Below are 20966 nucleotides of genomic sequence, written 5' to 3'. Positions count from 1 at the left end.
TCCGTACACCGGCGTGGTTTCAGCGATGATGCGCGTCGAAGAACCGCCAGATGACGTCGGTCGCGTTCAGCGCCGTCGACGGCGGCGGCAGGTCGCCAAGTCGTTGCGCCAACGGGCTCGGGACGCCGCCGGGCCACTGATGGCCGGCGCCGGCGATGCTGATGAGTTCGACGGTGCGGCCGCCGGGACAGTCGGCGGCCTGTGTCGTCACGGCGCCGGCAGTCGATGTCACCGGAGCACCGCACGCGTCGATGCCCCGCCACGTCGCGTTTACCGCGGGCACCGACGGCCCGTCGACGTTGGGCGCACCGGTGAGCGTCCGGGCCTTGCCCGGCCCGCCGTCGAACGGGACGCGGTCGTCGGCGGTCCCGTGGATCTGCAGCACCGAGGTCGGTGCGGCGTGCGAACAGTCGGTCAACAGCGTCCCGGCGACGGGGGCGACCGCGGCGAACAGGTCCGTCTGGCACGCGAGGCGCAGCGCCATCATCGCGCCGTTGGACATCCCGGCGACGTAGACCCGGGCCGGATCGATGGGCAGCTGCGCTTCGATCGCACCGACCATGGCGGTGATGAACCCGACGTCGTCGATGTCGCGGTTCTTCGGTATCCCGCAACAGGTCCCGGCGTTCCAGGCGCGATCCATGCCGTCGGGATAGGCGACGACGAACCGGCCGGCGTCGGCCTCGGCGTCCCAGTTGTAGGCGCGCTCGGCCTGCGCCCCGTCGCCGTACCCGCCGTGCAGCATGACGACCAGCGGCGCCGGGCCGCTGAGCCCGTCGGGCCGGTAGAGGTGGAAGGTGCGGGTCAGGCCACCGGACTGCACCGACTGACTCGACGCGTTTGTCGGGGCACCGGAGGCCGGGTGCGTGCCGCAGCCGGCGAGCGCCGGCAGCGCGAAGACGAGCATGACGGCACTCAGTGCCCACAGCAGCCGGCGGCTCATGCGTCCATGGTGCACCCCGCATCCGACCCACGCCTGCCAGAATTGAGCGGTGACTTCAGCAATTCGCGTCATCCGCGCTGACGAACGCTGGCACTGGCGCAACGAGTGGCTGGAATCGTGGCAGTCGTTCCCGGCGACCGGTAACTTCGATCTGGCGGCCAACGCGCACGGCCTGCTGATGATCAACAACGACGACACTGTCGACCCCGGTGAGGGCTTCGACGCGCACGACCACCGGGATATGGAGATCATCACCTGGGTGCTCGAAGGCTCACTGGTACACAAGGATTCGTTGGGCAACGAGAGCACCATCTATCCGGGCCTGGCCCAGCGGATGAGCGCGGGCACCGGCCTGCGGCATTCGGAGCGCAACGGCGCCGGGCGGCAGGAACGCCGGCCGCTGCGGGTCGTCCAGATGTGGATTCCGCCCGAGGAACTCGGCGGTGCACCCAGCTATCAGGAAGCCGACATCTCCACAGCACTCGCCGGAAATGCGTTGATTCCCATGGCTTCTGGCATGCGCAAGTACCGGGACGACGCCGCGATCACCTTCGGCAACAGCTATGCCGCGCTGCACGTCGCACGGTTGGATGCCGGTCACGCGGTGCAGGTGCCGGACGCACCGTACGGCCACGTCTTCGTCACCCGCGGGCAGGCCGAATTCGAAGGCTCCGGTCCGCTGTATCGCGGTGACGCCGTGCGACTCACCGCGAGCGGCGGACAACGCATCACCGCGGCCGACGAGGGCGCCGAAATTCTGGTCTGGGAGATGCACACCGTCGCGGTGAACGTATAGCTAGCGTCCCCACCGCGCCAAGGCGACGGTCGCGGCATTGGCCCCGCACATGCCGTGCCCACCCGGTCCCGGTGGCGTGGCCGCCGAGCAGATGTACATGCCCGGGACACCGATGGTGTACGGCGAGAGCGTGGTTCGCGGCCCGAAGGCCAGCTGCCGGATGTCCTTGGCGCCGGTGTTGATGTCGCCACCCACGTAATTGGTGTTGTAGACCGACATCTCGGTGGTGGACCGCACGGCCTGTCCGACGATGCGATCGCGGAATCCGGGGGCGAACCGCTCGATCTGCGCGATGATCGCCTCGGTGGCGTCGCCGCTGTAGCCATTGGGCACATGCGCATACGCCGACACCGGATTGACAGTGCCGACCGAGCGCTCCGGGTCGGCCAGGTACTGCTGGAACGCCAAGACGAAGGGACGCTGCGGCATCCGGCCCGCGTGGATGTCCCGTTCGGTCGTGGCGATCTCGGCGAAGTCACCGCCCAAATGCACGGTACCGGCCCGGCGGGCCGCCACGTTGGTCCACGGCACATCGCCCTCCACCGCGAAGTCGACCTTGAAAGCGCCTGGGCCGTAACGGAACCGATCGAAGGCGCGCCGCACGCGCGCCGGCAGCCGGTCTCCGAGGATCCCGGCAATGGCAGTCGGCGACAGGTCGAAGACGGTGATGTCGGCGGGCGGCAACTGGGATGCAGCGGTGATCCGCACGCCCGTCTCGATCTTGCCGCCCAACTCGGTCAGCACCGCCTCGAGGGCGTTGGTGATCGCCTGTGATCCCCCGGCGGCCACCGGCCAGCCGTTGGCGTGCCCGGCAGTGATGATGCCCAGCCCGATCGCCGAGGTCAACGGGTGGTGCAGCGGCTGAAAGGTATGTGCGGCAACACCTCCGAACAGCGCACGCGCCTGCGGTGTCCGGAAGACGCGGGCCAGCGCTGCCGCGGGCAGCACCGTCGGCGCCCCGAACCTGGCGAGCCCCAACGGATGTCGCGGCACCCGCAGCAGCGGGCCCATGATGTCCTCGGACAGGGCGTCGAACCGGCGCGACGGTCCACCGAACAGCATTTTCCACCGTGGTCCGTCGGTCCCGAGCCCGGCGGCTGTGGTCTCGACCGAGCGGTAGAGGGCGCCGGCGGAGCCGTCGTCGAGCGGGTGGACGCAGTCGATGTCGGTCCACTTCCACTGCAGGCCATGGCGATCCAGGCCGAGGTCCTTGATGAACCTGGAGCCCGCCGGCATCACATGGATGGCGGCGCAGTCGTCGAACACCAGGCCCGGTAGGACGTACTCGCTGGAGCGGATGCCGCCGCCGATGCGGTCGGTGGCCTCCAGCACCGTGACGTTGATTCCGTTGGCGGCCAAGGTGATGGCGGCGGCGAGTCCGTTGGGCCCGGCGCCGACCACAACCGCATTACTCATGCGCGATCCGCCTTCGCTACCCGCTGGCCCCTCATCACTGCAGGACTCCCGCCCGCTGCCACGTGACGTTGAGCGGGATCGGGCCGTTGGGCAGCCACGGCTGCTCGTCGACCAGGTCCTTCACATTCCACGTGCCGCGCTCGATGACGCCCAGTGCCGCGTCGATCACCTTGTACTCCTGCGTCATCTTGTGGATAGGCTGCGACTCCACCCAGGCAATGACGAACTCGCCCGGCTCGAACTGCGCCTCTGACTGGATAGCCCGGATCAGGTCTTCATTGTGCAGGTGCCCGTCACCGAAGTTGAAGCCGATGATGGTGTTGCAGGACATCTCGCCTTCGCGCACGGTGCGGGTGTCGATGTCGGGCAGGCATTTCAGCAGCACAGAGTACAAACCGCGGCCCTGGCTGTGCATGGCCCGCCACGCCGTCACCTGCTGGGTGAACACTTCGGCGGTCAGCGGGTCCCATCCGAAGGCGACGTACTGGTCGGCCGAGTTGGGCGACGACCGGGTGACGCGGTTGAGCTTCTGCTCGGCACCGGGTGTGAAGGTCCACACCGCCGACGCCCAGTTGCCGGCGTACTGGCGCATGGCCGGCAGGAACGACACGAGGTCGGGGCGCAGGTTACCCAGGATCGGGAAGAACGACAGCGCCGCGGCGAGCACGATGGCCAGCCAGCCCGGGTTCATGTCCCACACCGCGTAGCCGTCCCCGTTGGGGAAGCCCAGGAACAGGAAGATGGTGGCGTACGCGAACAGCACGTTCCATTCCACCGGTACCGCCAGCGGGAACGTCGAGATGATGAACAGGTGGAAGCTGACCATGATGGCGGCGGCCGCGATGGACAGCCACGGCCACGGCGAGAACAGAAGTGCCAGCGGCGCAGCGATTTCCACGATGCTGCCCGGCCCGTGCGCCATGAAGGTGGCCAGGTGCGACGGCCGCAGGTCCTCGGGGAAGTTGCGGTAGTGGGCCCGCTTGAGCCACTTGAACGGGATGGCGGGGCTGTTGCTCACCATCGGCGGAATGACGTTGGTGAAGTGCAGGCCGAATTTCGAGACCCCGGCCCAGATCCAGACGGTGCCGATCAGCAGCTTGCCGGCGATGATCATGTTGACGAACGGCAGCGTGGCGAAGAAGATCAGCGCCGGCAGGTACTGCTCGCCACGGCCGGCGAGGAAGATCGTCTTGTCCCGCAGGCCGATCAGCACGAACAGGATGATCGGTGCAATGAACAGCGCTGGGTTGACCAGTCCGGAGGTGTTGTCGGGCAACGCTTTCGACAGCGATTCACTGGGCACGCCGGGCAGCACCAAGGCGATGAGCACGGTGGCCATCAGGGCGACGTACACGACGATGTCGAACCAGGTTCGCCGGTCGCCGTTCGTGAACGGCACCGCCTTCCACGGCCGCAGCCGAATGGTGTTGGGCTTGGCCCAGAATCGGAACCCGCCCGTCATCGGCTTGGTCTTGCCGGCCAGCGGTCCCCAGGAGCCGGCGAATCCGACGAGTTCCAGCAGGACCGTCCACAGGATCACCTTCTGGTACACGATCGGCTGGTCCCACCACTGCGAGACGTGCCAGAACGCCGGCAGGTGTGATGTCGCGGTCGCGATCGTGACACCACCGATGGCGTAGAAGACCGTGAGTTTGAGGATGTAGAGGACGTGGATCATGCGCGGTGCGCCGTACCCTTCGTCCACCCACTTGAGGCACATGATGCGGAGCCGCTCCTGCAGCGGCATGCGGAGAAACTCTTCCAGGTCGACCTTGGGCAAGGTCGGTTCGATGAATCCCATGAGGTGAGCTCCTTTGCTGGTATCAGGCTAGATTCGCGGATCGGCGGCGGTGAGGGTTTTGCGCAGGGACGGCTTGTCGATCTTGCCGACGGGGTTCTTCGGCAGCGTCTCCAGGACCGTGATATCCACGGGCAGTTTGTATTTCGACAGTGACGCCTGCAGGTGCGCGGTGATGTTGTCGACGTCGAGTTCGGCCCCCGGATGCGCGGAGACGAACAGTACGGGCTCTTCGCCGTAGAGCCCGCTTGCGCGTCCGACCACCGCGGCCTCGGCGACGCCGGCGACCTGGTGTACGACGGTCTCGATCTCTTTGGGGTAGATGTTCTCGCCGCCGCGGATGATCATGTCCTTGGCCCTGTCGACCAGGACCAAGTACCCGTCCTCGTCGAACCGGCCGACGTCGCCGGTGTGCAGCCAGCCATCCTTGAGGGTCTTCTCGGTCTCCTCGGGACGGTTCAGGTAGCCGCGCATCACGTTGGGTCCCTTGATCACCACCTCGCCGAGTTCCCCCTGGGGCACTTCGGCGCCGGCGAGGTCGACGATGCGAATCTCCTGACCCGGCAACGGAATTCCGACGGTGCCGACCTTGCGGGGCCCGTTCAGCGGGTTGCCGGTGCTGGCGCACGATCCCTCGGACAGTCCGTAGCCCTCGATCAGTGGGATGCCGTAACGCTTTTCGAAACCCTCCAGCAGTTCGATGCTGGCCGGCGCGGCGCCACACACGGCGAACCGCACCGCGGAGGTGTCGGGCTGCACCTCGGGCGGCAGGCCCAGCAGCATGGTGTAAATGGTTGGCACCGCGGAGAAGTAGGTGGCGCGGCTGGATTCCAGTCGGGCGAAGAAGGTCGCCGGGTTGAACCGGCCGGCGATGGTGGTGCGACCACCCGCGAGCAGCGGCGACAGCACGCTGACGACGATGCCGTTCACGTGGAACAGCGGCAGGATGAGCAGGCTGTGGTCGGCGTCGGTCAGCTCGAAGCCCTCGATCACCATGGCGCACATGGCATTCAGGTTGGCGTTGTCGAGCATGACGCCCTTGGGCCGTCCGGTCGTGCCGCTGGTGTAGATCAGCAGGGCCAGGTCATCGTCGTTGCCGGCCACGGGATCGGCGGTGCGGGGCTCGCCATCCATGTCGTCGACGTGCAGCACGGTGACGTCGGAGTCGACGTCACGGTCGACGACGAGCACGGCCGCGCCGGCGTCGGTCACCTGGTAGGCGACTTCGGCGGGTACCAGGGTCGGGCTGATGGGCGTCGCGACGGCGCCGAGCCGCCAGGTGGCGAACAGCGCGACGACGAAGGCCGCGCGGTTCGGGAGCATGATGCCGACGACGTCGCCGGTGCGCACACCGCGCTGATGCAGCGCCCCGGCGGCGCGCTGAACGGCATCGAGAAATGCGGCGTTGTCGAGGTCGGTCTGGTCGTCCGCGACGGCCGGCGCGTGGGGCGCCGCGGCAGCGCGACGGTCGGGCAGGGTGGCGAGGTTCATGTCATAAAAGTAGGAGTTTGTGGTGTGCACCACTCCGTCGTGCGCCGATCAACTTTGTCGGCCGATTTGTACGCTCGACACAAACTCTGGCTCTACAGTCGGCACATGGATCCGGCGGTCAGCGAGGCCAACACCACGATCATGACCCGCCTCATCGCGCGCCAGGCCGAGGTCGCGCGCTCCGTCGGGCACCGTCTGGCCAGCGATATCACCGAACTGCGCGGCGACCCCGAGATCATCGAACTGCTCCGCGCCAGTGTCGGCGGCAATGTCGAGACCATCTTCCACGCGCTGCGCTACGACATATCTCTGGAAAACATCGAAGCGCCCACCGCTGCCCTCGAGTACGCGCGCCGGCTCGCGCAGCGCGGGGTACCGATGAACGCCCTCACGCGTGCCTACCGCATCGGCCACGCGCTCGTGCTCGACGTCGCGGCCGAGGAGATCAACCGCGCCGGGTTCGCGCCCCAGACCTGCCTGGCCATCTACGAGCGCATGACGTCGGTGACGTTCCGCTACATCGACTGGATTTCACAGCAGGTCGTCACGGTCTACGAGGACGAGCGCGACCGCTGGCTCGCCAACCGCAACAGCACACAGGCGCTGCGGGTGCGGGAAGTGTTGTCCGGCAACGACTCCGACCCCGAAGCCGTCACGGCCGCGATCCGCTATCCGATGCGCCGCCATCATCTGGCCGTGGTGCTGTGGTGGCCCGCGGGTAGTGGCCAGGTCACCGGGCACGACGACGCGCTGGCCAGACTCGAACAGTTCCTGCGCGCGGCCGCCGATCATGTCGGCACCCAGGGAAGTCCGCTGTTCCTGGCCGCCGATCAGCGGACCGGCTGGGGCTGGCTGCCGTTGTCGGGCGCCACCGCGGACGGCGCGTCCGCACAGCTGCGACAGTTCACGGACTCCCAGCCGAGCGCCCCTGCCGTCGCCGTCGGCACCCCGCTGCCGGGCGTCGACGGCTTCCGCCGGTCGCACCGGCAGGCCCTGCGCGCGCACAGTGTCGCGGTGACGGCGGACCTGACGGGTGTCACCGCGGCCGATGACCCGGGCTTTGCCGCGGCCGCGCTGCTGGGCGAGAACCAGGATGACGCACGGGAGTTCGTCCACACGGTCCTCGGGCCACTGGCCGGGACCGGTGCCAATGACGCCCGGCTGCGGGAGACCTTGCAGGTGTTCCTGCGACACGGCGGTAGCTACACAGCCGCGGCCGACGAGTTGGTGGTGCATTTCAACACCGTCAAGTACCGCGTCGGGCGGGCGCTGGAACGGCGGGGACGGCCGCTCGGCGACGACCGGCTGGACGTCGAGATGGCGTTGCTGCTGTGCCACTGGTACGAGGCCGCGGTTTTGCTCGACGACTAGCGGGCCGCCCGCCAGCAAGACCGGCGCCAGCGTCAACTGCCAGCATATTCACAGCACGAGTGATCAAATCGAGACTGACAGCAAATCATGGCGTGTTAACCAGCTGGTTCACTGCTGTAACGGATGCGCCGTGGCCGGCGATACCAGGGTAGTGGTCGGAGGAACCGAGTACGACCCAGTAGGTTCACCTGGCCACACGCGAGAGAACCATGATTGGAGTATCACTAATGCGCAACTCAGGACGTTTGATCGGATTTGCTGCGGCATCGGCCCTGGCGCTGGTCCCGCTCGCCGTCGCGGCCCCGGCTTGGGCCGACGACGAGGTTTCCGGTGAAACCGGCGCCGCGGTCGCTACCCCGATCGGCAACGGCAACGCCGGTGGCGGCGCCGGCTTCGGCGTGGAGAACCCCTTCTGGCACCCCTTCGATGCCTCCAGCAACGCGGGCGGCGGCGCCGGTGTGAACACGCCGCTCGGCGGCGGTGAGTTCAACACCGCCACGGGCACCGACGCCGGCTTCGGTGGTGCGGGCTTCGACACCAACACCGGCGCGGCGATCAACACCCCGCTCGGCGGCAGCAACTTCAACACCGGTGCGTCCACCGACTTCAACGTGCCCAACCCGGCTGACTTCATCCCGAACTTCGGCGGCGGCGCCAACGCCGGCGGCGGCGCGGGTGTGAACACGCCGTTCGGTGGCAGCGGCTTCAACGCCGGCGCCGCCAACGAGTTCGCCGCGCCTGCCCCGGCCGACTTCATCCCGACGTTCGGTGGCGGTACCGGCGGCGGCGCGGCCGTCAACACCCCGGTCGGCGGCAGCGGCTTCAACACCGGCACCTCCGGTGAGATCGGCCCCGACGGCGTCCAGGCCGGCACCAACTCCGGCGCGGGCGTCGCGACCCCGGTCGGCGGCTCCAACGTCAACGGCGGCTCGGCCTTCACCTTCGGCCGCTAGTTCCTGATCACATAGGCCAGGCACCCGAGATGGGTGCCTGGCCTTTGTGTTTCCGGGATCTCAGCGGGCGGGCTCCTGCTGGTCGCAAAAAAGCCCCTCACCTGCGGTGACAGGTGAGGGGCTCTATGGCGGTGGCGGAGGGATTTGAAACATAAATCGGGGTCGGATCGACCTGCCCCAACACCATTCACCTGCTAAAACACATCACTGTGATTCACAGTAGTTATCTGTAACTGTGGTCAGAATGTGGTCACGTTGTGGCCAGGTAGGTAGGTGGTCCCGGCGCAGGTCCAGCTCTGCCGCGAGGGGCGTCGTGGCCGGCCTTGCCGTCATCAGAAAGGAAAAGAACCCGGTTTGACGCCGGGACCACCTGGTCTACTGCGCGCGCACTCGGTACCTGTTGAGCACGAACAGCTCGGCCAGGGTCCAGCCGAACGACGACGCCAGCGAGTACTGATATTCGACGTCGTCGACCTTCTTGGACATGAGGCCGGTGCCGTTGGCGGCCAGCCGTGCCGATGCGGTGCTGATGACGGCGGCGATGTCCCCGTTAGGTTCGGCGCCGGTGAATCCGCGTCCTCGGGTGTACGCCTTGGCCATCGTGGTGACGATTGGGACGACCGTGGCCACGTCCCCCGTTTGGATGGACGTGACCGTGGCCGGATCAACGGGCACCGGGGCTAGGCCTCGGTCAGCAGAGTGACTGCCTTGGCCTGCAGCAGTGCCGTGTCCCAGCGGGAGACGACGCGGATGCCGATGCTGTCGTAGTCGCCCCACGTCTGGTCGAGGATCTTCACCTCGGCATCCACGTCGCGGGCGACGACCACCTTGGAGAAGTCGACCAGGCCGACGCGGTTCTTGGTGGACACGGCCGGGATGTTGTCGGTGACGATGACCGGGAGGTCGAACAGTCGCAGCTCGGTGCCGCCTGCGATGCCGCCGTTGGGGTCGAACAGATACTGCTTGCTTCCGGTGGTGGCGGTCTTGTTCTTGCGGAGTGTCGCCCACGAGCTGGACGTCATGACCCAGTGGGTCGGGCTGATCTTGTTGCCCAGAGCCTTGGCGAGTCCGTCGATCAGGGAATCGGGGTCGGTGAGGTCCAGGACGCCGGTCTCGATGCCGGTCTGCCGGAAGATGCCCTTGATGGTGTTCGACGTGCCGGTGCCATCCCACAGGGCCGCGTCGAGGGCATTGGCGACGTCGGTGACGAGCCGGGTGCGCAGGACCGCTTCGAGGCCGACCACCGATGTGCGGATGAGCTCGTTCGACATTTTCACGAGAGTCTTTAACGACTTCAAAGTGCTTGGCAGCAGCGTCACTTCGTCGAATGCGACGTCGCCATCGGTGATCTGGGCGCCTTCCGCGACGAACCCGGCAGTGACGCCGTTGACGATGCGCGGGACGCGGACGGGGCTGGAGCTGTCGAGGATGACGGGGCCGGCCGCGAGGAACGTGGATGCCTGTTCGAGGGGCTGGACGAGCAGGCTGGATACCTGCGACTGGATGAGAGTTGAATTGCCGCTTGTGACTTCGATGGCCACGGTTGACTCCTAGAGACGTGTCGGATTGGTTCGACACGTCGCCAGGACGTCAGTCGCGAATTGGGCACCAGGCCCGGTGAGTTGAGTGTACCTCGCTCAGGTTCGATCCTTGAGCATCTGCAGCAGGGAGAACGATCCGCCACCCTGGCCACGGTTGCCCTGGCCGATGTCCCCGGTGGGCCGGCGGGACGCCAGGTGTGGTTTCGTCTCGAGTAAGGCGTCGATCGCGGCGGACATCTTGCCGGCGTCGGCAATATGGTCGACGTCGAACGGCAGGTCGGTGGGATCGGCCAATCTGCCTGTGGCCCGGACGAGTTCGGTGTGCAACCGGTTTGCGAGGGAGTCCGCCTCACTCGCACGCTGCCGGTACTTGCCGTTCTCCTGGCGCAGTTTCTCGACGTACTCGCGGGGGAACGTCTCGGCGTCCTCGGCAGGGGTGTCCGCCTGCTGGACATCCTCGGCAAGGGTACTCGTTGATTGAGTGCCCTCGTCGGCCGTCACTTCTGCCTCGTCGGCGGGTTCGGTTGTGGTGTCGGTGGTTTCACTCATGTTGCGCTCCTGTCTTTCTGCTTTCTTGAACTGCGTCAGCCAATTTGGTGGCCAGGTCTACTGCCTCGTGCTCGGTGAACATGTACGTCAGCGCGCCGGTGCGTAGCCGGATCGGACGCTCGGTCCCCGGTGCGACGACGACCGTGGGTTCGAGATTGCGTGCAGCTAAGCGCATCACGCCACCTCCGGGGCGGGGGCGGCTGCGGCCACCTTGGCGATCTCGTCCGCCGAGTAGCCGAGCTTGCCCAGTGCGTACGCCTGCGGCAACAGGCCGGCTTGGTAGAGCTTGACGACCGCGTCGGCTTCCTGTGCGACCGAACGTGTTGCCGCGTCCGCCCATTGGACCCGTACGCCGTCCACCTGGTTGGGGTCGACGCCGTCACGGACCGCGATTACCAGGCGGGCGACTTGTTCCCAAGACCTCCCGAACGTCTGCTGTCGTGCTTCGGCGCGGGCGGTCAGGCTGGACTCTGATGCCCGCAGCGCATCCGCTGAGGCCGGGTTATCGGTGAACACCCCGACGTAGTGAGCGGGAAGCGTTGAGACAGCCATGATCTGGCCGAGAATGACCCGTACCGATGCCTCGTAGCCAGCGAGGTCCGCCGCTTGCAGTTGCCCGAACTGCGCAGCGTCGTTCTCCGAGATAAGCGCCCGGGCGCCTTCAGGCAGCGGGTTGACCTCGGTCATCACCGGCTGGTCGTCGTCGTCGAGGACCGGGTTGCCCTCGGCGTCCAGGACCGGTGCCTCAGTGAGCTCGATGCCGGTAGCCCAACGGCGCGGCCGCCCAACGTATTCCGACGTGACCATCATGTCGGCCAGGGACTTGTTGAGCGCGTCCACAAGTGGCTGCAGATCCGATATCTCGCTGAATCCGTAGTCGAACAGCGACGAGTAGTTGAAGTTCACGATGCGGTCGGTGTTGCGCAAGTTCACCACCGGGACCACGCCGAGCGGGTTCGGGAACTCCTGCACGGTCTTGAAACCGCTTGCGACGGCGCCGAGCTGGTCGGCCCGCTTGTGCACGATGACGTCCGGCAGATACATCATCAGCTCGGTTGTCTTGCGCGCCTTGTCCTCCCAACGCTTCACTCCGGCATACGGCTGCCGCGTACCGGGATCATTGAGCGTCGCAACCTGTTTCGCTGACTCGACCGTCACCTGTGGCCGGCCCTGGCCGTCGGCCCACACGATCACGTACGAGTCGCCGAGCAGCAGTGCTTCGCGGTGCGCCACCCCGGCCTGCTGGTCGAGGTCGTTGCGCAGCCAGTCCGCCCACACTCCGGAGTCGCCCGTAAACCCCGTGATCCGCAACCGCTCGGCCAGTGCCGTGATTGCCAGTCGCGGAATGTTCGAGGCCATCAGGCCGAACCTGTTGCCCAGCGCTGTCTTAGCCTCCGGGGACAGGAACGCCAACGGCTGCCGCCCTTCGTAATACCGGTCCAGCTCTGCGTACCGGGCCAACGGCTCGTTGAGCCGCTGCAGTAGATCAACCAACAATGTCATGTAAAGCTCCTTGTCCTCTTACGGGATTTGGTCGCGCACCAGGTGGCACGCGAATGTGCCTGCAGCATCGCCGCTGCCAGGTCGATGCGGGCTTTAGAACCACGCTTGGCCTTGTCCAGACGCACACCCTTGGCGTCCTCGCGCAACACCGCGTTGGCGACGTGGCGCGCCAACCGCGGGTCACCGGAATGGCTCAGCTCGCCACTGACCGCAGCCCGGAACAGTTCGGTGGTCGCCGGGGTGATCCGCGCAGGGCTCCACGGGAACGCCACCACCGGAATCCGCTCAGCCTCAAGGCTCTGCATCACCAGCGCGTAGCGGAACGGATCGAACACGACCTCGGTCACCCGGTACTTGCGGCACGCCGCGCGAATCTCGGCCATCACGTCGTGCAGCGGCACTGACCAGTCCTCGGCCCGCTCGGGCGGCTCCCAGTAGTTCAACACGTCGATATGCGGTCGCTTGCTGACCGTGGCGACGACCAGGCCCGTGCCGTCCGAGTTGTACGAGCCGTCACAACTGATGACCACCTCGGCACCCGCCGGGACCGGCCGGCCGGTGGACAGGCCATCCCAGACACCGGGCGGCAGCCACGATCCGGCTGCCGATACCCGCTGATTCAAGTGGTACCGCCGGAACGCCGCCTCGCGTGTCGTGCCCAGCACCGTGGCCAGGTGGTCTGGGTCCAGGGTGTCGCCCAACATCGGATTGGCGGCAGCCCACGCATCCCGGTCAGTCAGTGCGCAGCCGATCGGCGCGGTGTACTCGCGGAACGCGAACGACCGATCGCCACCAAACCGACCATGCTCGACCAGGCGGGCCATCAGATTGTCTGGGTCATCACCGCACTCGGTCGACAGGCCCAGCGTCAACGGCCGCGCGCGGGTGCCGCCGGCCAGCGCCAGCGCGTCCCACGTGTCTGCGTCACTGACGTGCACCTCGTCGATCAGCGAGCACGACGGGTTGCGGCCCTGCAGATTCTTCGCGTTCGCCGGCAACGGCTCCAGCACCGAATCCGTTTCGGGCACATAGATCCGGTCCTGGAATATCTGCGTGACGCCGGCCAGTCGGTCGTCCAGCTCCACCATCCGGCGGGCCACCTTGAAGATCACCTCGGCAGTCCGCTGGTCCGACGACGCCAGCAGCACCTCAGCGGACTCCTCCCCGTCCGCATATAGGTGGTACAGCGCAATCGACGCTCCCAGCAGGCTCTTGCCGTTCTTGCGTGCCACCGACAACAGGCCCTGACGGGGCCGCGGGTCCGGGTCATAGACATCAGCTAGGAAGTCCCGCTGCCACTGCCGCAGCCGGATCAACTCCCCCGCCGGATTGCCGGTCCCACCCTTCACCACCCGGCAATACGTCTCAATGAACGCCGCCACCCGCTCCGAACCACCCTCTGGCAGCTCCCACAGCGGCAGTGGGTCACCCTTCGGCGCAGCTTTAGGCCCCGCGCGCATCGGTCATCACCTCCGGTGTGTAACTGGGAACAAGGCTGGCCGGTCTCACCTGGGCTGATACCGGGGGCGCCTCCCCACCCTTGCGCCGTGAATGTTGTTGTGCTGCACCATCATTCGATGGCCGAGCCTGCCCTCGGCGGGTGTTGCACGGGCCGCATACGACTTCGGTGTCGATGCCGAGGCGGATGGGTAGGCCTTGTGCTCGGCGCTGCCATGCGCTGGGTAGGTGGTCGAGCTGCAGGTTGCGGGTGCTGTGGCAGTCCGTGCAGAAGCGCTGGAGCTTGCGGGCTTTGCGGCTGAGTTTGGTCCATCGGCCGTCGTAGCCTCGGCAGGCTGGGCAGCGGGTGGATGCGCTGGGGGTGCCGCAGTCGAGGCAGGGACGGGCGATCACTCGTCGGCCTCGGGGATGTCGTACCGCACGACGCGGCGTAGCTCCTCGCTGGTGAGCTGTTCGTCCGTGTGTGCCCAGTAGGCCAACCACTCGCGGGTGGCGTGGACGATCACCTTGCCGCTGTTGGTGTAGCGGACATAGGCGTTGATGGCGTCGCCGGTGGTGGAGAGTCCGCCTTTGGCGCTCAGTTCGGCGAGTGCGTCTCGTGCCTGGTCGTCGGTGACGCCCTTCTGTTCGGCGATGCACCAGACGGTCAGGTCGGCGAGTAGGAACCGCTCGTCGTCGGTGAGCGGTCGGTTGATGGGTGTGGGTTGGTCGGTCATGTGGTGCTCCTTCGGGTTGGTCCAGATGTCGGGGTCGGGGAAGATCACGCGCCGTCTCATGACGCACTCTCAGTTGTTTGCTGTCGGCTGCGGATACGGCGGCGGCTGGTGATGAGCATTGGGCCGGTTCCGTGGGTGGGCATCGAAGCTGGTGAACGTGGTGGTGAAGTTGGTGAAGTTGGTGTACTGCCAGGTAGATGGCTGTTTTCCGGGTTGGGGAACTTCACCACTTCACCACTAGGTGGTGAAGTTTCCGTAGCGGCAATACCGTCTTGACCAGCTAGTTCGTCCGACTTCACCACTTCACCACTTTCACCACCACGTTGCAGCGGTTGGTATGCGCCGTACCCGGTTTTGGCGATGAGGTCGTCATCCACCAGGCGCCCCAAGACGTTGCTGGCGATTGCTGGACTGACATCGAGATAGGTAGCCAAGTCCTTCGGTTTGGTGTCTACTCCGGGCCGCGATTGGACGAATGACAGGGCCTTGAGCATCCGCTGACCGAGCTTCGAGGGCTTGCGCTCCCGAGCCTCGGCGGCACGCTTACGGGCTGACTCCGACGCTGCGTCGAGGTCGGCCCCGTCGAGCGACCACTGGCACCCGGTGATGGTTACCGCGTACTCGCCTTCGGCTATGTCCCGTCCGGTGACGTTGAGGGTGCCGGTTTCTGATTGACGTTCACGGGTCAGCGCGAGCGTGAAGTCGGCCGAACCGTTGACACCCTGCGATCCGCTGATCGTGTCCATCCAGTCCGTGGCGCCCTGCTTACGGGTGTGGTGGACGGCCAGCAATGCGGAGCCGGGGAAGGCGTCGGTGACGGCTTTGAAGTCGCGGCCGGCCTTGTAGTCGGCGAGGTACGGGTTCTCTCCCCGAGCAGGTTCACGCCGTGCGAGGGCGAACGTGTCGACAATGACCAAGCCGGTCGGGTTGTCGGTCAGGAACTCGGTGATGGTGGCCAGGATCAGTAGGGGTTCGACCTTCGTGGCGATGTGCAGGTTCTCAGTCGGTGTACGGCCGAGCTGCTGCATCCGGCTCTTGAGGCGGCGCGGACCATCTTCGAGGGCGAGCAGGAACACCGCGCGCTTGCTGACCTTGATGCCGCCGAGCACGATGCCTCCTTCGGAGCAGGCGAGTGCGATGTCGAGGATCAGCCAGGATTTGCCGATCTTCGGCGGACCCGCCAGCAGGCCGAAACCTTCGGTGACGAGGCCGGGGACGTGTTCGGTGAGGTCGGGGTATTCGGTGTTGAAGATGTCCAACGCGGTCGGTACGCCGGACATCAGCGGGGCATCTGGTGGGCACCAGATAATTTCTTCGTTTCCACGGCTCACGCCGACCTCCTTTCTCGGGGTACGTAGATGCCGCTGTTGCGGCGGGTGATGGTGCGGGCGACAGCGGCCCAGTTCTCCCCGGCGGCAATGGCTTTGGATGCAGCAGCGAGGTGTTCCTGCCGGGTGTCGAGCAGCAGGGCGTAGTGGGGTGCGGCGGCGATGCAGGCCAGCCGCTTGTGCTCGTCGTCGAGTTGGCACCAGGCGGGTGTGCCGGGGAACGGAAGATCAGCAAGATCTAGTTCTTCTACGAACTCGTGGACTGGCCACCAGTCGACCTGGCGGGAGGCCAGGAGGCCGACACCGAAGTGGTGCCGGCCTCCCGTCTTGTTGGTCACCTGTCGACCTCTACGAGGTCGGCCGCTGCGTCGATTACCCGCGCCAGCTCCCTAGCTTGTTCCAGGAACATGCTCAGCCCGAAGTCGACCCATTTGCCGTCAACTTGTCGGCGCAGGTGGACGTTGACCACTTCGGTCCCGTCGCCGAACTTCGCAACGCGCACCCCGAACGCCGCCGGTTCTAATTCGTCGTCGTCGACATCTCCGCGCCCGTATCCCGACACCACGTAGGTGATGGCCGATCGGTAGCGGGTGTTGAGGACGCTGTTCCCGATGCCATCGCAGTCGGGGTCGGACCACGCTGGCCGTGGGAATGAGAGAATTTTCTCGGCGTCGCCGCCGTGATAGATGACCAGTTCCCGGTCGGCTAGTTCCTGCCAGCGGACAACCTCAGGCGCCGGCGGATCGAGTTCCACCGGTGGCATGTCGACCACCTCGTATTCGATGCCGTCGATGATCTTGGTCTTCTTCGGGTTCATCACTTCACCTCCAGGACGGCGCAGACGAATTCGCGGTTCACAATCTCTCCGGTCTCGGCGTCGCGACGTGTCGCCGTGATGGTGAAGCGGGAGCGGTCGACGTCGGTGACGTAGCAGCTCCATCCCCCGTTGAGCGGGAATGCCGGTGAGCCGTGGGCGATGCGCGCGGCCAGCGGGTAGACGAGCGGGTCGGCGGCGAGCAGTTGGTCAGCTTCGGTCAGCAGCTCGTCGGCATCCAGCGGTGACGGGGGTTCGGCGCAGAACTGGCACAGGCCGGTGGACGGATCAAGGGTGGTGGTGGCTGCGGGGACCGTGCATGACGTGCAGGTCTGGTGCTGCCACGGGTCGGATGACATCATGGTGGGTGAACTTCCTTTCAGGTGATGAATGGGTTCGCAGCGGTCCCCGCTCGGTGTTGGCGCACCGAGATCAACGGGGACCGTTGTCATTGGGTTATGCGGCATCGTTGCCACCGATTCTGTTGTCCGCCAGGTACTTCAGAACGTCCGCGCGCAAGTAGCGGATGCGGCCGGCGATCTTCGTGTACGGAATGCCGCGACGGCGGTAGCGGTCCTGGGCGAGTGCGTCGACCGTGGTGTGTACGACGGCGGCGACGTGTTCCGGTTTTGCGATGTGCGGCAGTAGGTGCTCTGGAATTTCCGTTTCCATCGCGGCCACCAGGCTGGCCACGGCGGCGTGCTTGGTCATGTGTTGTTGTCTCCGTTCGGTTTTGGTGATGTCCCGTTGGTGGGCGATATGTAAACAGGTTTAGGCCCAATTCCAAACCTCTTGGTGTGGATAGATCTGTGAATAACTCCTCTCTCAAATTCACGCTGGGCTTGCCGTCGCTATCCGAGTTGCCAGTCGGGTCTCCCCCGACGTTCTCCGTGTCCGCTGCAGTGGTCCCCGGGGTTCGGCCTTCCAGGGTTTGCAGCCCCGCCGGTTCCTTGCCTCCGTCATAAATTTGTCGGTGCAATGACAAACTTTGTCTGTCTATTCACAGAGAATCACAGCGAATGTCGCGTGTCAAGGTTCTACTGTTGACTGACAAAGTTTGTGTGTCACGATGGTGGGCATGGCTGGAAGACCACCCGACACGGGAGAGACTGCCGAGGCGGTCAAGAACAACATCAAGCGGCTGCGAGAAGCGCAAAACCTCACATGGACTCAATTGTCAGCACGCCTGGACGCGCTCGATTGGACACTGACAGCAGTCGCGATCAAAAACATTGAAGCCGGTAATCGCCGGGTGAATGTCGACGATCTAGCGTTTTTAGCTGCGGCGCTTGGTGTTTCGCCGGTGACGTTGTTGATGCCGTGGGTTGCAGCCGACGAAATCGTGACCGCCGCCGGAGCGGAGTTCAAAGCGGCGACATTGTGGGAGTGGCTGATTGCTGAGTGGCCATTCCCAGGCCAGGGGCTAACCGAATTCTTCTCGAAGGCGTTGCCGCCGTGGAAGTTAGAGACGGTGGAGCGCCGCATCTACGCTCGAGGTCGGGCCCTGTCACAGCGGGCAATACACGGCGACGATCCAGATGCACAGCGCCTGCTCGCATCCCGCATGACGCCGGAGATGTCGGAAAAACTGCGAACGGTACTGGAGCTTGGGGACGAAGATGCTGCCGAGATGAATCGCTTGCTAGCCGAAGTAATCAAAGAGCTTGGGGTAGCCGATGGCAACGATTGAGAAGTACGAGCTGCCGCGCAAGGACAAGGATGGCAACCCAACTAAGCCCGTTGTGCGACACCGGGTTCGGTACAGGACGCCGGATCATCGGCAGACAACGAAGCGCGGCTTCAAGACCAAACGGGACGCCGAAGCGTTCGCCGCGACTGTCGAGGTGCAGAAGCTCACCGGCGAGTACATCGCCCCGGCCCTCGGCAAGATCACCGTCGCCGAGCTTGCGCCCGATTGGCTGGCCCGCAAGGAACAGGCCACGGCGCGGTCTAACTACCGGATGATCGAGTCGGCGTGGCGCGTCCACGTTAAGCCGAAGTGGGGCCATTGGCAGGTGTCGGCAATCACGGCACCCGACATCGAGTCGTGGGTGGCCGACATGGTCAGGGACGGCAAGGGCGCCACGACGGTGCTGCGCGCCCACGGTGGGCTGTCGGGCATCTTGCAAGACGCAGTGAAGGGCAAGCGGCTGCCGTCGAACCCGGCCAGGGGTATCGAGGGACTGCCGAAGAAGAAGGCGAAGCGGCACATCTACCTGACCGCCGACGACGTGCACCGGCTGGCGGCCGAGGCCGGCGGGCATCGGGCGCTGGTGTACGTGCTGGCGCTGTGTGGGCCGCGCTGGGGCGAAGCGATCGCGCTTCGGGTCCGCGATGTTCAGTTCTTGAAGCGCCGCCTTACCGTCGCCGACAACGCGGTGCAGCTCGGCGTAGATCACGCGGTCGGCGAGACGAAGGGCAAGAAGATCCGATCAGTGCCTGTACCGGCCTTCGTCCTTGATGAGCTCGCGGTGCTGTGCAAAGACAAGGGTCCGAACGATCTGGTGTTCCCCGGCGAGGATGACGAGTACCTGCCGCGTCCGAAAACAGGGCGTGGCTGGTTCGAGGGTGCGGTGAAGCGGGCCAAGGTCCAGCGGATCACCCCGCACGATCTGCGGCACACCTGCGCGTCGCTGGCGGTGTCTGCCGGGTGCAACGTCTTGGCCCTGGCGCGAATGCTCGGACACAAGGACGCGAGCGTCACACTGCGCATCTACGCGGACCTGTTCGACACCGACCTAGATGCCGTTGCAGTCACCCTGCACAACGCATATTCACCGGCAAGTGTGGTCAAAGTGTGGTCAGAAACCGAGCTTGAAGCCAGTACGGGAGCATGAAAAAACCCCGGTACCTGCGATAACAGGCACCGGGGCTATGGCGGTGGCGGAGGGATTTGAACCCTCGGTGGGGGGTTACCCCACACACGCTTTCGAGGCGTGCTCCTTAGGCCGCTCGGACACGCCACCGTGTGGCAGCTTACCGAACCCGGGCCCCAGTCCCTAATCGCTGGTCGCGTGACGCCGAAACGAGGCTTGCGTCCGTGACCTGAGCTCTAGTTGGGGTGCCTTTGGGACTACCCGCACGGGCCTCGGGCCAGAAAGTCCGTAGCTTCATTCACTGGACGCTCGAAGCCGCTTTGACTGAAACCAGGTACCGTTTCCCGCCGCGAGAGGTCCCTCAGTTCAATCACAACAGGTCGATCGCCCCTTCGACTGAACTCACGCACTTTCAGCCGGAACTCGCTAATGCGACAGCAAGGAAATCAGCGCTGCCGGGCGAAGAACCCCTCCATGAGCGCCGCGCACTCGGCCTCCAGGACCCCGCCGCGTACCTCGGGCCGGTGCGTCAGCCGGCGGTCGCGGACCACGTCCCACAGCGAGCCGACGGCGCCGGTCTTGGGTTCCCACGCCCCGAACACCACGCGGGCCACCCGGGACATCACCAGCGCGCCGGCGCACATGGTGCACGGCTCGACGGTGACGGCCAGCGTCGCACCTTCCAGCCGCCAGCCGTCGCCGTGCACCGCGGCAGCCGCGCGCAGCGCCAGGATTTCCGCGTGCGCGGTCGGGTCACCCAGGGATTCGCGGGCATTGGCGGCCCGAGCCAGCTCCACCCCGTCGGCCGAAAAGACCACCGCTCCGATCGGCACGTCGTCGGCACCGGCGAGTTCGGCGGCCTCCAGCGCCAGCCGGATCAGCCGTTCGTCGGCGGAGCCGACAATCGGGCCACAGTTAGTGGAGCTCACCGCCCCAGCTTGTCCAATACCGCCACGAGTTCATCGTTGAAGCCCATTTCCTGGGCGATGCGGCTGAGTTGTTCGTCGGCGTACTCGTCGTCGGCGAGGATCACGCCGAGCACCGCCTCGGGCAGGCCCAGGTCGGACAGCAGCCCGAGATCACCTTCCTCGAAGGGGTCGTCTTCCTCGAGTTCTTCCAGGCTCAGGTCGGCGTCGAGCTTCTCCAGCACGTCGGCCGCGATGTCATAGTCCAGCGCCGCGGTGGCATCCGACAGCAACAGCCGGGCCCCAGAGGGCGCAGGACGGACGATGACGAAGAACTCGTCGTCGACGTTCAGGAGGCCGAAAACCGCCCCGGCGGAACGCAGTTCACGAAGTTCGGTCTCGGCGGCGGCCAGGTCCACCAGCGCCGCACGCTTCAGCGGGACGCAACGCCATGCGCCGTCCTCCCGGACGACCGCGACCCCGAAACCGTCGGGGAGATCGGCAACCTGCTGCTGTGCCTGCGCGCGCTGTACTCCCATGCGGATAACGCTAGTCCGCACTCTGCCAC

At 65.9% G+C, this 20966-nt stretch carries 23 protein-coding genes and 1 tRNA gene; 5 read left to right on the top strand and 19 right to left on the bottom strand.

The annotated features are described in order from the left end of the window. Nucleotides 1-19: 19 nt before the first annotated feature. Entirely contained in the window at nt 20-943 is a 924-nt protein-coding gene (locus ACJH6J_RS18375; RefSeq protein ID WP_212807418.1) for a PHB depolymerase family esterase, read from the bottom strand. A gap of 49 nt (nt 944-992) precedes the next feature. On the opposite strand from ACJH6J_RS18375, the gene ACJH6J_RS18370 reads away from it, so the two are divergent. Then, nucleotides 993-1739: a pirin family protein gene (locus tag ACJH6J_RS18370; protein ID WP_212807419.1), complete on the top strand. Its 747-nt coding sequence runs from the start codon at nt 993-995 to the stop codon at nt 1737-1739. Here the strand turns inward: ACJH6J_RS18370 and ACJH6J_RS18365 are convergent, their stop codons facing one another. Genes ACJH6J_RS18365 through ACJH6J_RS18355 form a run of 3 tightly spaced genes read right to left on the bottom strand, consistent with a single transcriptional unit; the run spans nt 1740 to nt 6444 of the window. Then, nucleotides 1740-3155, bottom strand: coding sequence for an NAD(P)/FAD-dependent oxidoreductase (locus ACJH6J_RS18365; RefSeq protein ID WP_318983929.1), 1416 nt, complete (start codon nt 3153-3155; stop codon nt 1740-1742). Between the two features lie 34 nt (nt 3156-3189). Then, nucleotides 3190-4956 (bottom strand): DUF3556 domain-containing protein, encoded by a 1767-nt coding sequence (locus tag ACJH6J_RS18360; protein WP_212807421.1) that lies wholly within the window; start codon nt 4954-4956, stop codon nt 3190-3192. Between the two features lie 27 nt (nt 4957-4983). Beyond that, complete coding sequence (locus ACJH6J_RS18355; RefSeq protein ID WP_212807422.1) at nt 4984-6444, bottom strand: class I adenylate-forming enzyme family protein; 1461 nt, start codon at nt 6442-6444, stop codon at nt 4984-4986. A gap of 105 nt (nt 6445-6549) precedes the next feature. Here ACJH6J_RS18355 and ACJH6J_RS18350 point away from each other — a divergent pair, with 105 nt between their 5' ends. Both ACJH6J_RS18350 and ACJH6J_RS18345 read left to right on the top strand, forming a co-directional pair. Next, entirely contained in the window at nt 6550-7815 is a 1266-nt protein-coding gene (locus ACJH6J_RS18350) for a helix-turn-helix domain-containing protein (protein WP_318983930.1), read from the top strand. Between the two features lie 227 nt (nt 7816-8042). After that, complete coding sequence (locus ACJH6J_RS18345) at nt 8043-8768, top strand: hypothetical protein (protein WP_346415886.1); 726 nt, start codon at nt 8043-8045, stop codon at nt 8766-8768. 375 nt (nt 8769-9143) lie between these two features. Here ACJH6J_RS18345 and ACJH6J_RS18340 read toward each other — a convergent pair whose 3' ends face one another. The 12 genes from ACJH6J_RS18340 to ACJH6J_RS18285 all read right to left on the bottom strand — a co-directional run bounded on the left by ACJH6J_RS18340 (nt 9144) and on the right by ACJH6J_RS18285 (nt 17388). After that, nucleotides 9144-9398: a hypothetical protein gene (locus ACJH6J_RS18340; protein WP_406804328.1), complete on the bottom strand. Its 255-nt coding sequence runs from the start codon at nt 9396-9398 to the stop codon at nt 9144-9146. 50 nt (nt 9399-9448) lie between these two features. Continuing rightward, the gene (locus ACJH6J_RS18335; protein WP_406804327.1) at nt 9449-10309 is read right to left on the bottom strand and encodes a phage major capsid protein; all 861 of its coding nucleotides are present in this window, start codon (nt 10307-10309) and stop codon (nt 9449-9451) included. Nucleotides 10310-10405: 96 nt separating this feature from the next. Next, entirely contained in the window at nt 10406-10858 is a 453-nt protein-coding gene (locus tag ACJH6J_RS18330) for a hypothetical protein (protein WP_406804326.1), read from the bottom strand. Further along, a complete protein-coding gene (locus ACJH6J_RS18325) occupies nt 10851-11033 on the bottom strand; it encodes a hypothetical protein (protein WP_406804325.1) in 183 nt (60 codons plus the stop codon). Before ACJH6J_RS18325 ends, ACJH6J_RS18330 begins: the two co-directional genes overlap by 8 nt. Next, the gene (locus ACJH6J_RS18320) at nt 11033-12361 is read right to left on the bottom strand and encodes a phage portal protein (protein ID WP_406804324.1); all 1329 of its coding nucleotides are present in this window, start codon (nt 12359-12361) and stop codon (nt 11033-11035) included. The genes ACJH6J_RS18325 and ACJH6J_RS18320 overlap by 1 nt, the downstream gene beginning before the upstream one ends. Further along, nucleotides 12358-13821, bottom strand: a complete 1464-nt coding sequence (locus ACJH6J_RS18315; RefSeq protein ID WP_406804323.1) for a terminase large subunit domain-containing protein — start codon at nt 13819-13821, stop codon at nt 12358-12360. Before ACJH6J_RS18315 ends, ACJH6J_RS18320 begins: the two co-directional genes overlap by 4 nt. Before the next feature lie 387 nt (nt 13822-14208). Then, entirely contained in the window at nt 14209-14595 is a 387-nt protein-coding gene (locus tag ACJH6J_RS18310; RefSeq protein WP_406804322.1) for a hypothetical protein, read from the bottom strand. Then, nucleotides 14592-15866: an AAA family ATPase gene (locus ACJH6J_RS18305; protein ID WP_406804321.1), complete on the bottom strand. Its 1275-nt coding sequence runs from the start codon at nt 15864-15866 to the stop codon at nt 14592-14594. The genes ACJH6J_RS18310 and ACJH6J_RS18305 overlap by 4 nt, the downstream gene beginning before the upstream one ends. Then, on the bottom strand, nt 15863-16201 hold the full coding sequence (locus ACJH6J_RS18300; RefSeq protein WP_406804320.1) for a DUF2742 domain-containing protein: 339 nt from the start codon (nt 16199-16201) through the stop codon (nt 15863-15865). The genes ACJH6J_RS18305 and ACJH6J_RS18300 overlap by 4 nt, the downstream gene beginning before the upstream one ends. Next, the gene (locus ACJH6J_RS18295) at nt 16198-16680 is read right to left on the bottom strand and encodes a hypothetical protein (RefSeq protein WP_406804319.1); all 483 of its coding nucleotides are present in this window, start codon (nt 16678-16680) and stop codon (nt 16198-16200) included. The genes ACJH6J_RS18300 and ACJH6J_RS18295 overlap by 4 nt, the downstream gene beginning before the upstream one ends. After that, nucleotides 16680-17039, bottom strand: a complete 360-nt coding sequence (locus ACJH6J_RS18290) for a hypothetical protein (RefSeq protein ID WP_406804318.1) — start codon at nt 17037-17039, stop codon at nt 16680-16682. Before ACJH6J_RS18290 ends, ACJH6J_RS18295 begins: the two co-directional genes overlap by 1 nt. Before the next feature lie 94 nt (nt 17040-17133). Continuing rightward, a complete protein-coding gene (locus tag ACJH6J_RS18285) occupies nt 17134-17388 on the bottom strand; it encodes a hypothetical protein (RefSeq protein WP_406804317.1) in 255 nt (84 codons plus the stop codon). 367 nt (nt 17389-17755) lie between these two features. Here ACJH6J_RS18285 and ACJH6J_RS18280 point away from each other — a divergent pair, with 367 nt between their 5' ends. Both ACJH6J_RS18280 and ACJH6J_RS18275 read left to right on the top strand, forming a co-directional pair. Next, nucleotides 17756-18367 (top strand): helix-turn-helix domain-containing protein, encoded by a 612-nt coding sequence (locus ACJH6J_RS18280; protein ID WP_406804316.1) that lies wholly within the window; start codon nt 17756-17758, stop codon nt 18365-18367. Beyond that, nucleotides 18354-19514, top strand: coding sequence for a tyrosine-type recombinase/integrase (locus tag ACJH6J_RS18275; RefSeq protein WP_406804315.1), 1161 nt, complete (start codon nt 18354-18356; stop codon nt 19512-19514). Before ACJH6J_RS18280 ends, ACJH6J_RS18275 begins: the two co-directional genes overlap by 14 nt. 38 nt (nt 19515-19552) lie before the next feature. Here the strand turns inward: ACJH6J_RS18275 and ACJH6J_RS18270 are convergent. The 3 genes from ACJH6J_RS18270 to ACJH6J_RS18260 form a co-directional block, all read right to left on the bottom strand. Then, nucleotides 19553-19643, bottom strand: a tRNA-Ser gene (locus ACJH6J_RS18270). Nucleotides 19644-19939: 296 nt separating this feature from the next. Further along, nucleotides 19940-20398 carry a nucleoside deaminase gene (locus ACJH6J_RS18265; RefSeq protein WP_293012475.1) on the bottom strand — a complete coding sequence of 153 codons (459 nt, stop codon included), beginning with the start codon at nt 20396-20398 and terminating at the stop codon, nt 19940-19942. A 20-nt stretch (nt 20399-20418) separates the two neighbouring features. Further along, nucleotides 20419-20937 carry a tRNA adenosine deaminase-associated protein gene (locus ACJH6J_RS18260; RefSeq protein ID WP_318983932.1) on the bottom strand — a complete coding sequence of 173 codons (519 nt, stop codon included), beginning with the start codon at nt 20935-20937 and terminating at the stop codon, nt 20419-20421. Between the last annotated feature and the right edge of the window lie 29 nt (nt 20938-20966).

This window comes from Mycobacterium sp. SMC-18 (assembly GCF_045310895.1).
Taxonomy (GTDB): domain Bacteria; phylum Actinomycetota; class Actinomycetes; order Mycobacteriales; family Mycobacteriaceae; genus Mycobacterium.
Note: the sequence above shows the minus strand (reverse complement) of the source record. Positions and strands in the feature narration are given on the sequence as shown.

Coding starts and splice junctions, on each gene's coding strand:
- ACJH6J_RS18375 (WP_212807418.1), bottom strand. CDS start 943: ATGAGCCGCCGGCTGCTGTGGGCACTGAGTGCCGTCATGCTCGTCTTC.
- ACJH6J_RS18365 (WP_318983929.1), bottom strand. CDS start 3,155: ATGAGTAATGCGGTTGTGGTCGGCGCCGGGCCCAACGGACTCGCCGCC.
- ACJH6J_RS18360 (WP_212807421.1), bottom strand. CDS start 4,956: ATGGGATTCATCGAACCGACCTTGCCCAAGGTCGACCTGGAAGAGTTT.
- ACJH6J_RS18355 (WP_212807422.1), bottom strand. CDS start 6,444: ATGAACCTCGCCACCCTGCCCGACCGTCGCGCTGCCGCGGCGCCCCAC.
- ACJH6J_RS18350 (WP_318983930.1), top strand. CDS start 6,550: ATGGATCCGGCGGTCAGCGAGGCCAACACCACGATCATGACCCGCCTC.
- ACJH6J_RS18345 (WP_346415886.1), top strand. CDS start 8,043: ATGCGCAACTCAGGACGTTTGATCGGATTTGCTGCGGCATCGGCCCTG.
- ACJH6J_RS18330 (WP_406804326.1), bottom strand. CDS start 10,858: ATGAGTGAAACCACCGACACCACAACCGAACCCGCCGACGAGGCAGAA.
- ACJH6J_RS18325 (WP_406804325.1), bottom strand. CDS start 11,033: ATGCGCTTAGCTGCACGCAATCTCGAACCCACGGTCGTCGTCGCACCG.
- ACJH6J_RS18320 (WP_406804324.1), bottom strand. CDS start 12,361: ATGACATTGTTGGTTGATCTACTGCAGCGGCTCAACGAGCCGTTGGCC.
- ACJH6J_RS18315 (WP_406804323.1), bottom strand. CDS start 13,821: ATGCGCGCGGGGCCTAAAGCTGCGCCGAAGGGTGACCCACTGCCGCTG.
- ACJH6J_RS18310 (WP_406804322.1), bottom strand. CDS start 14,595: ATGAGACGGCGCGTGATCTTCCCCGACCCCGACATCTGGACCAACCCG.
- ACJH6J_RS18295 (WP_406804319.1), bottom strand. CDS start 16,680: ATGAACCCGAAGAAGACCAAGATCATCGACGGCATCGAATACGAGGTG.
- ACJH6J_RS18290 (WP_406804318.1), bottom strand. CDS start 17,039: ATGATGTCATCCGACCCGTGGCAGCACCAGACCTGCACGTCATGCACG.
- ACJH6J_RS18285 (WP_406804317.1), bottom strand. CDS start 17,388: ATGACCAAGCACGCCGCCGTGGCCAGCCTGGTGGCCGCGATGGAAACG.
- ACJH6J_RS18280 (WP_406804316.1), top strand. CDS start 17,756: ATGGCTGGAAGACCACCCGACACGGGAGAGACTGCCGAGGCGGTCAAG.
- ACJH6J_RS18275 (WP_406804315.1), top strand. CDS start 18,354: ATGGCAACGATTGAGAAGTACGAGCTGCCGCGCAAGGACAAGGATGGC.
- ACJH6J_RS18260 (WP_318983932.1), bottom strand. CDS start 20,937: ATGGGAGTACAGCGCGCGCAGGCACAGCAGCAGGTTGCCGATCTCCCC.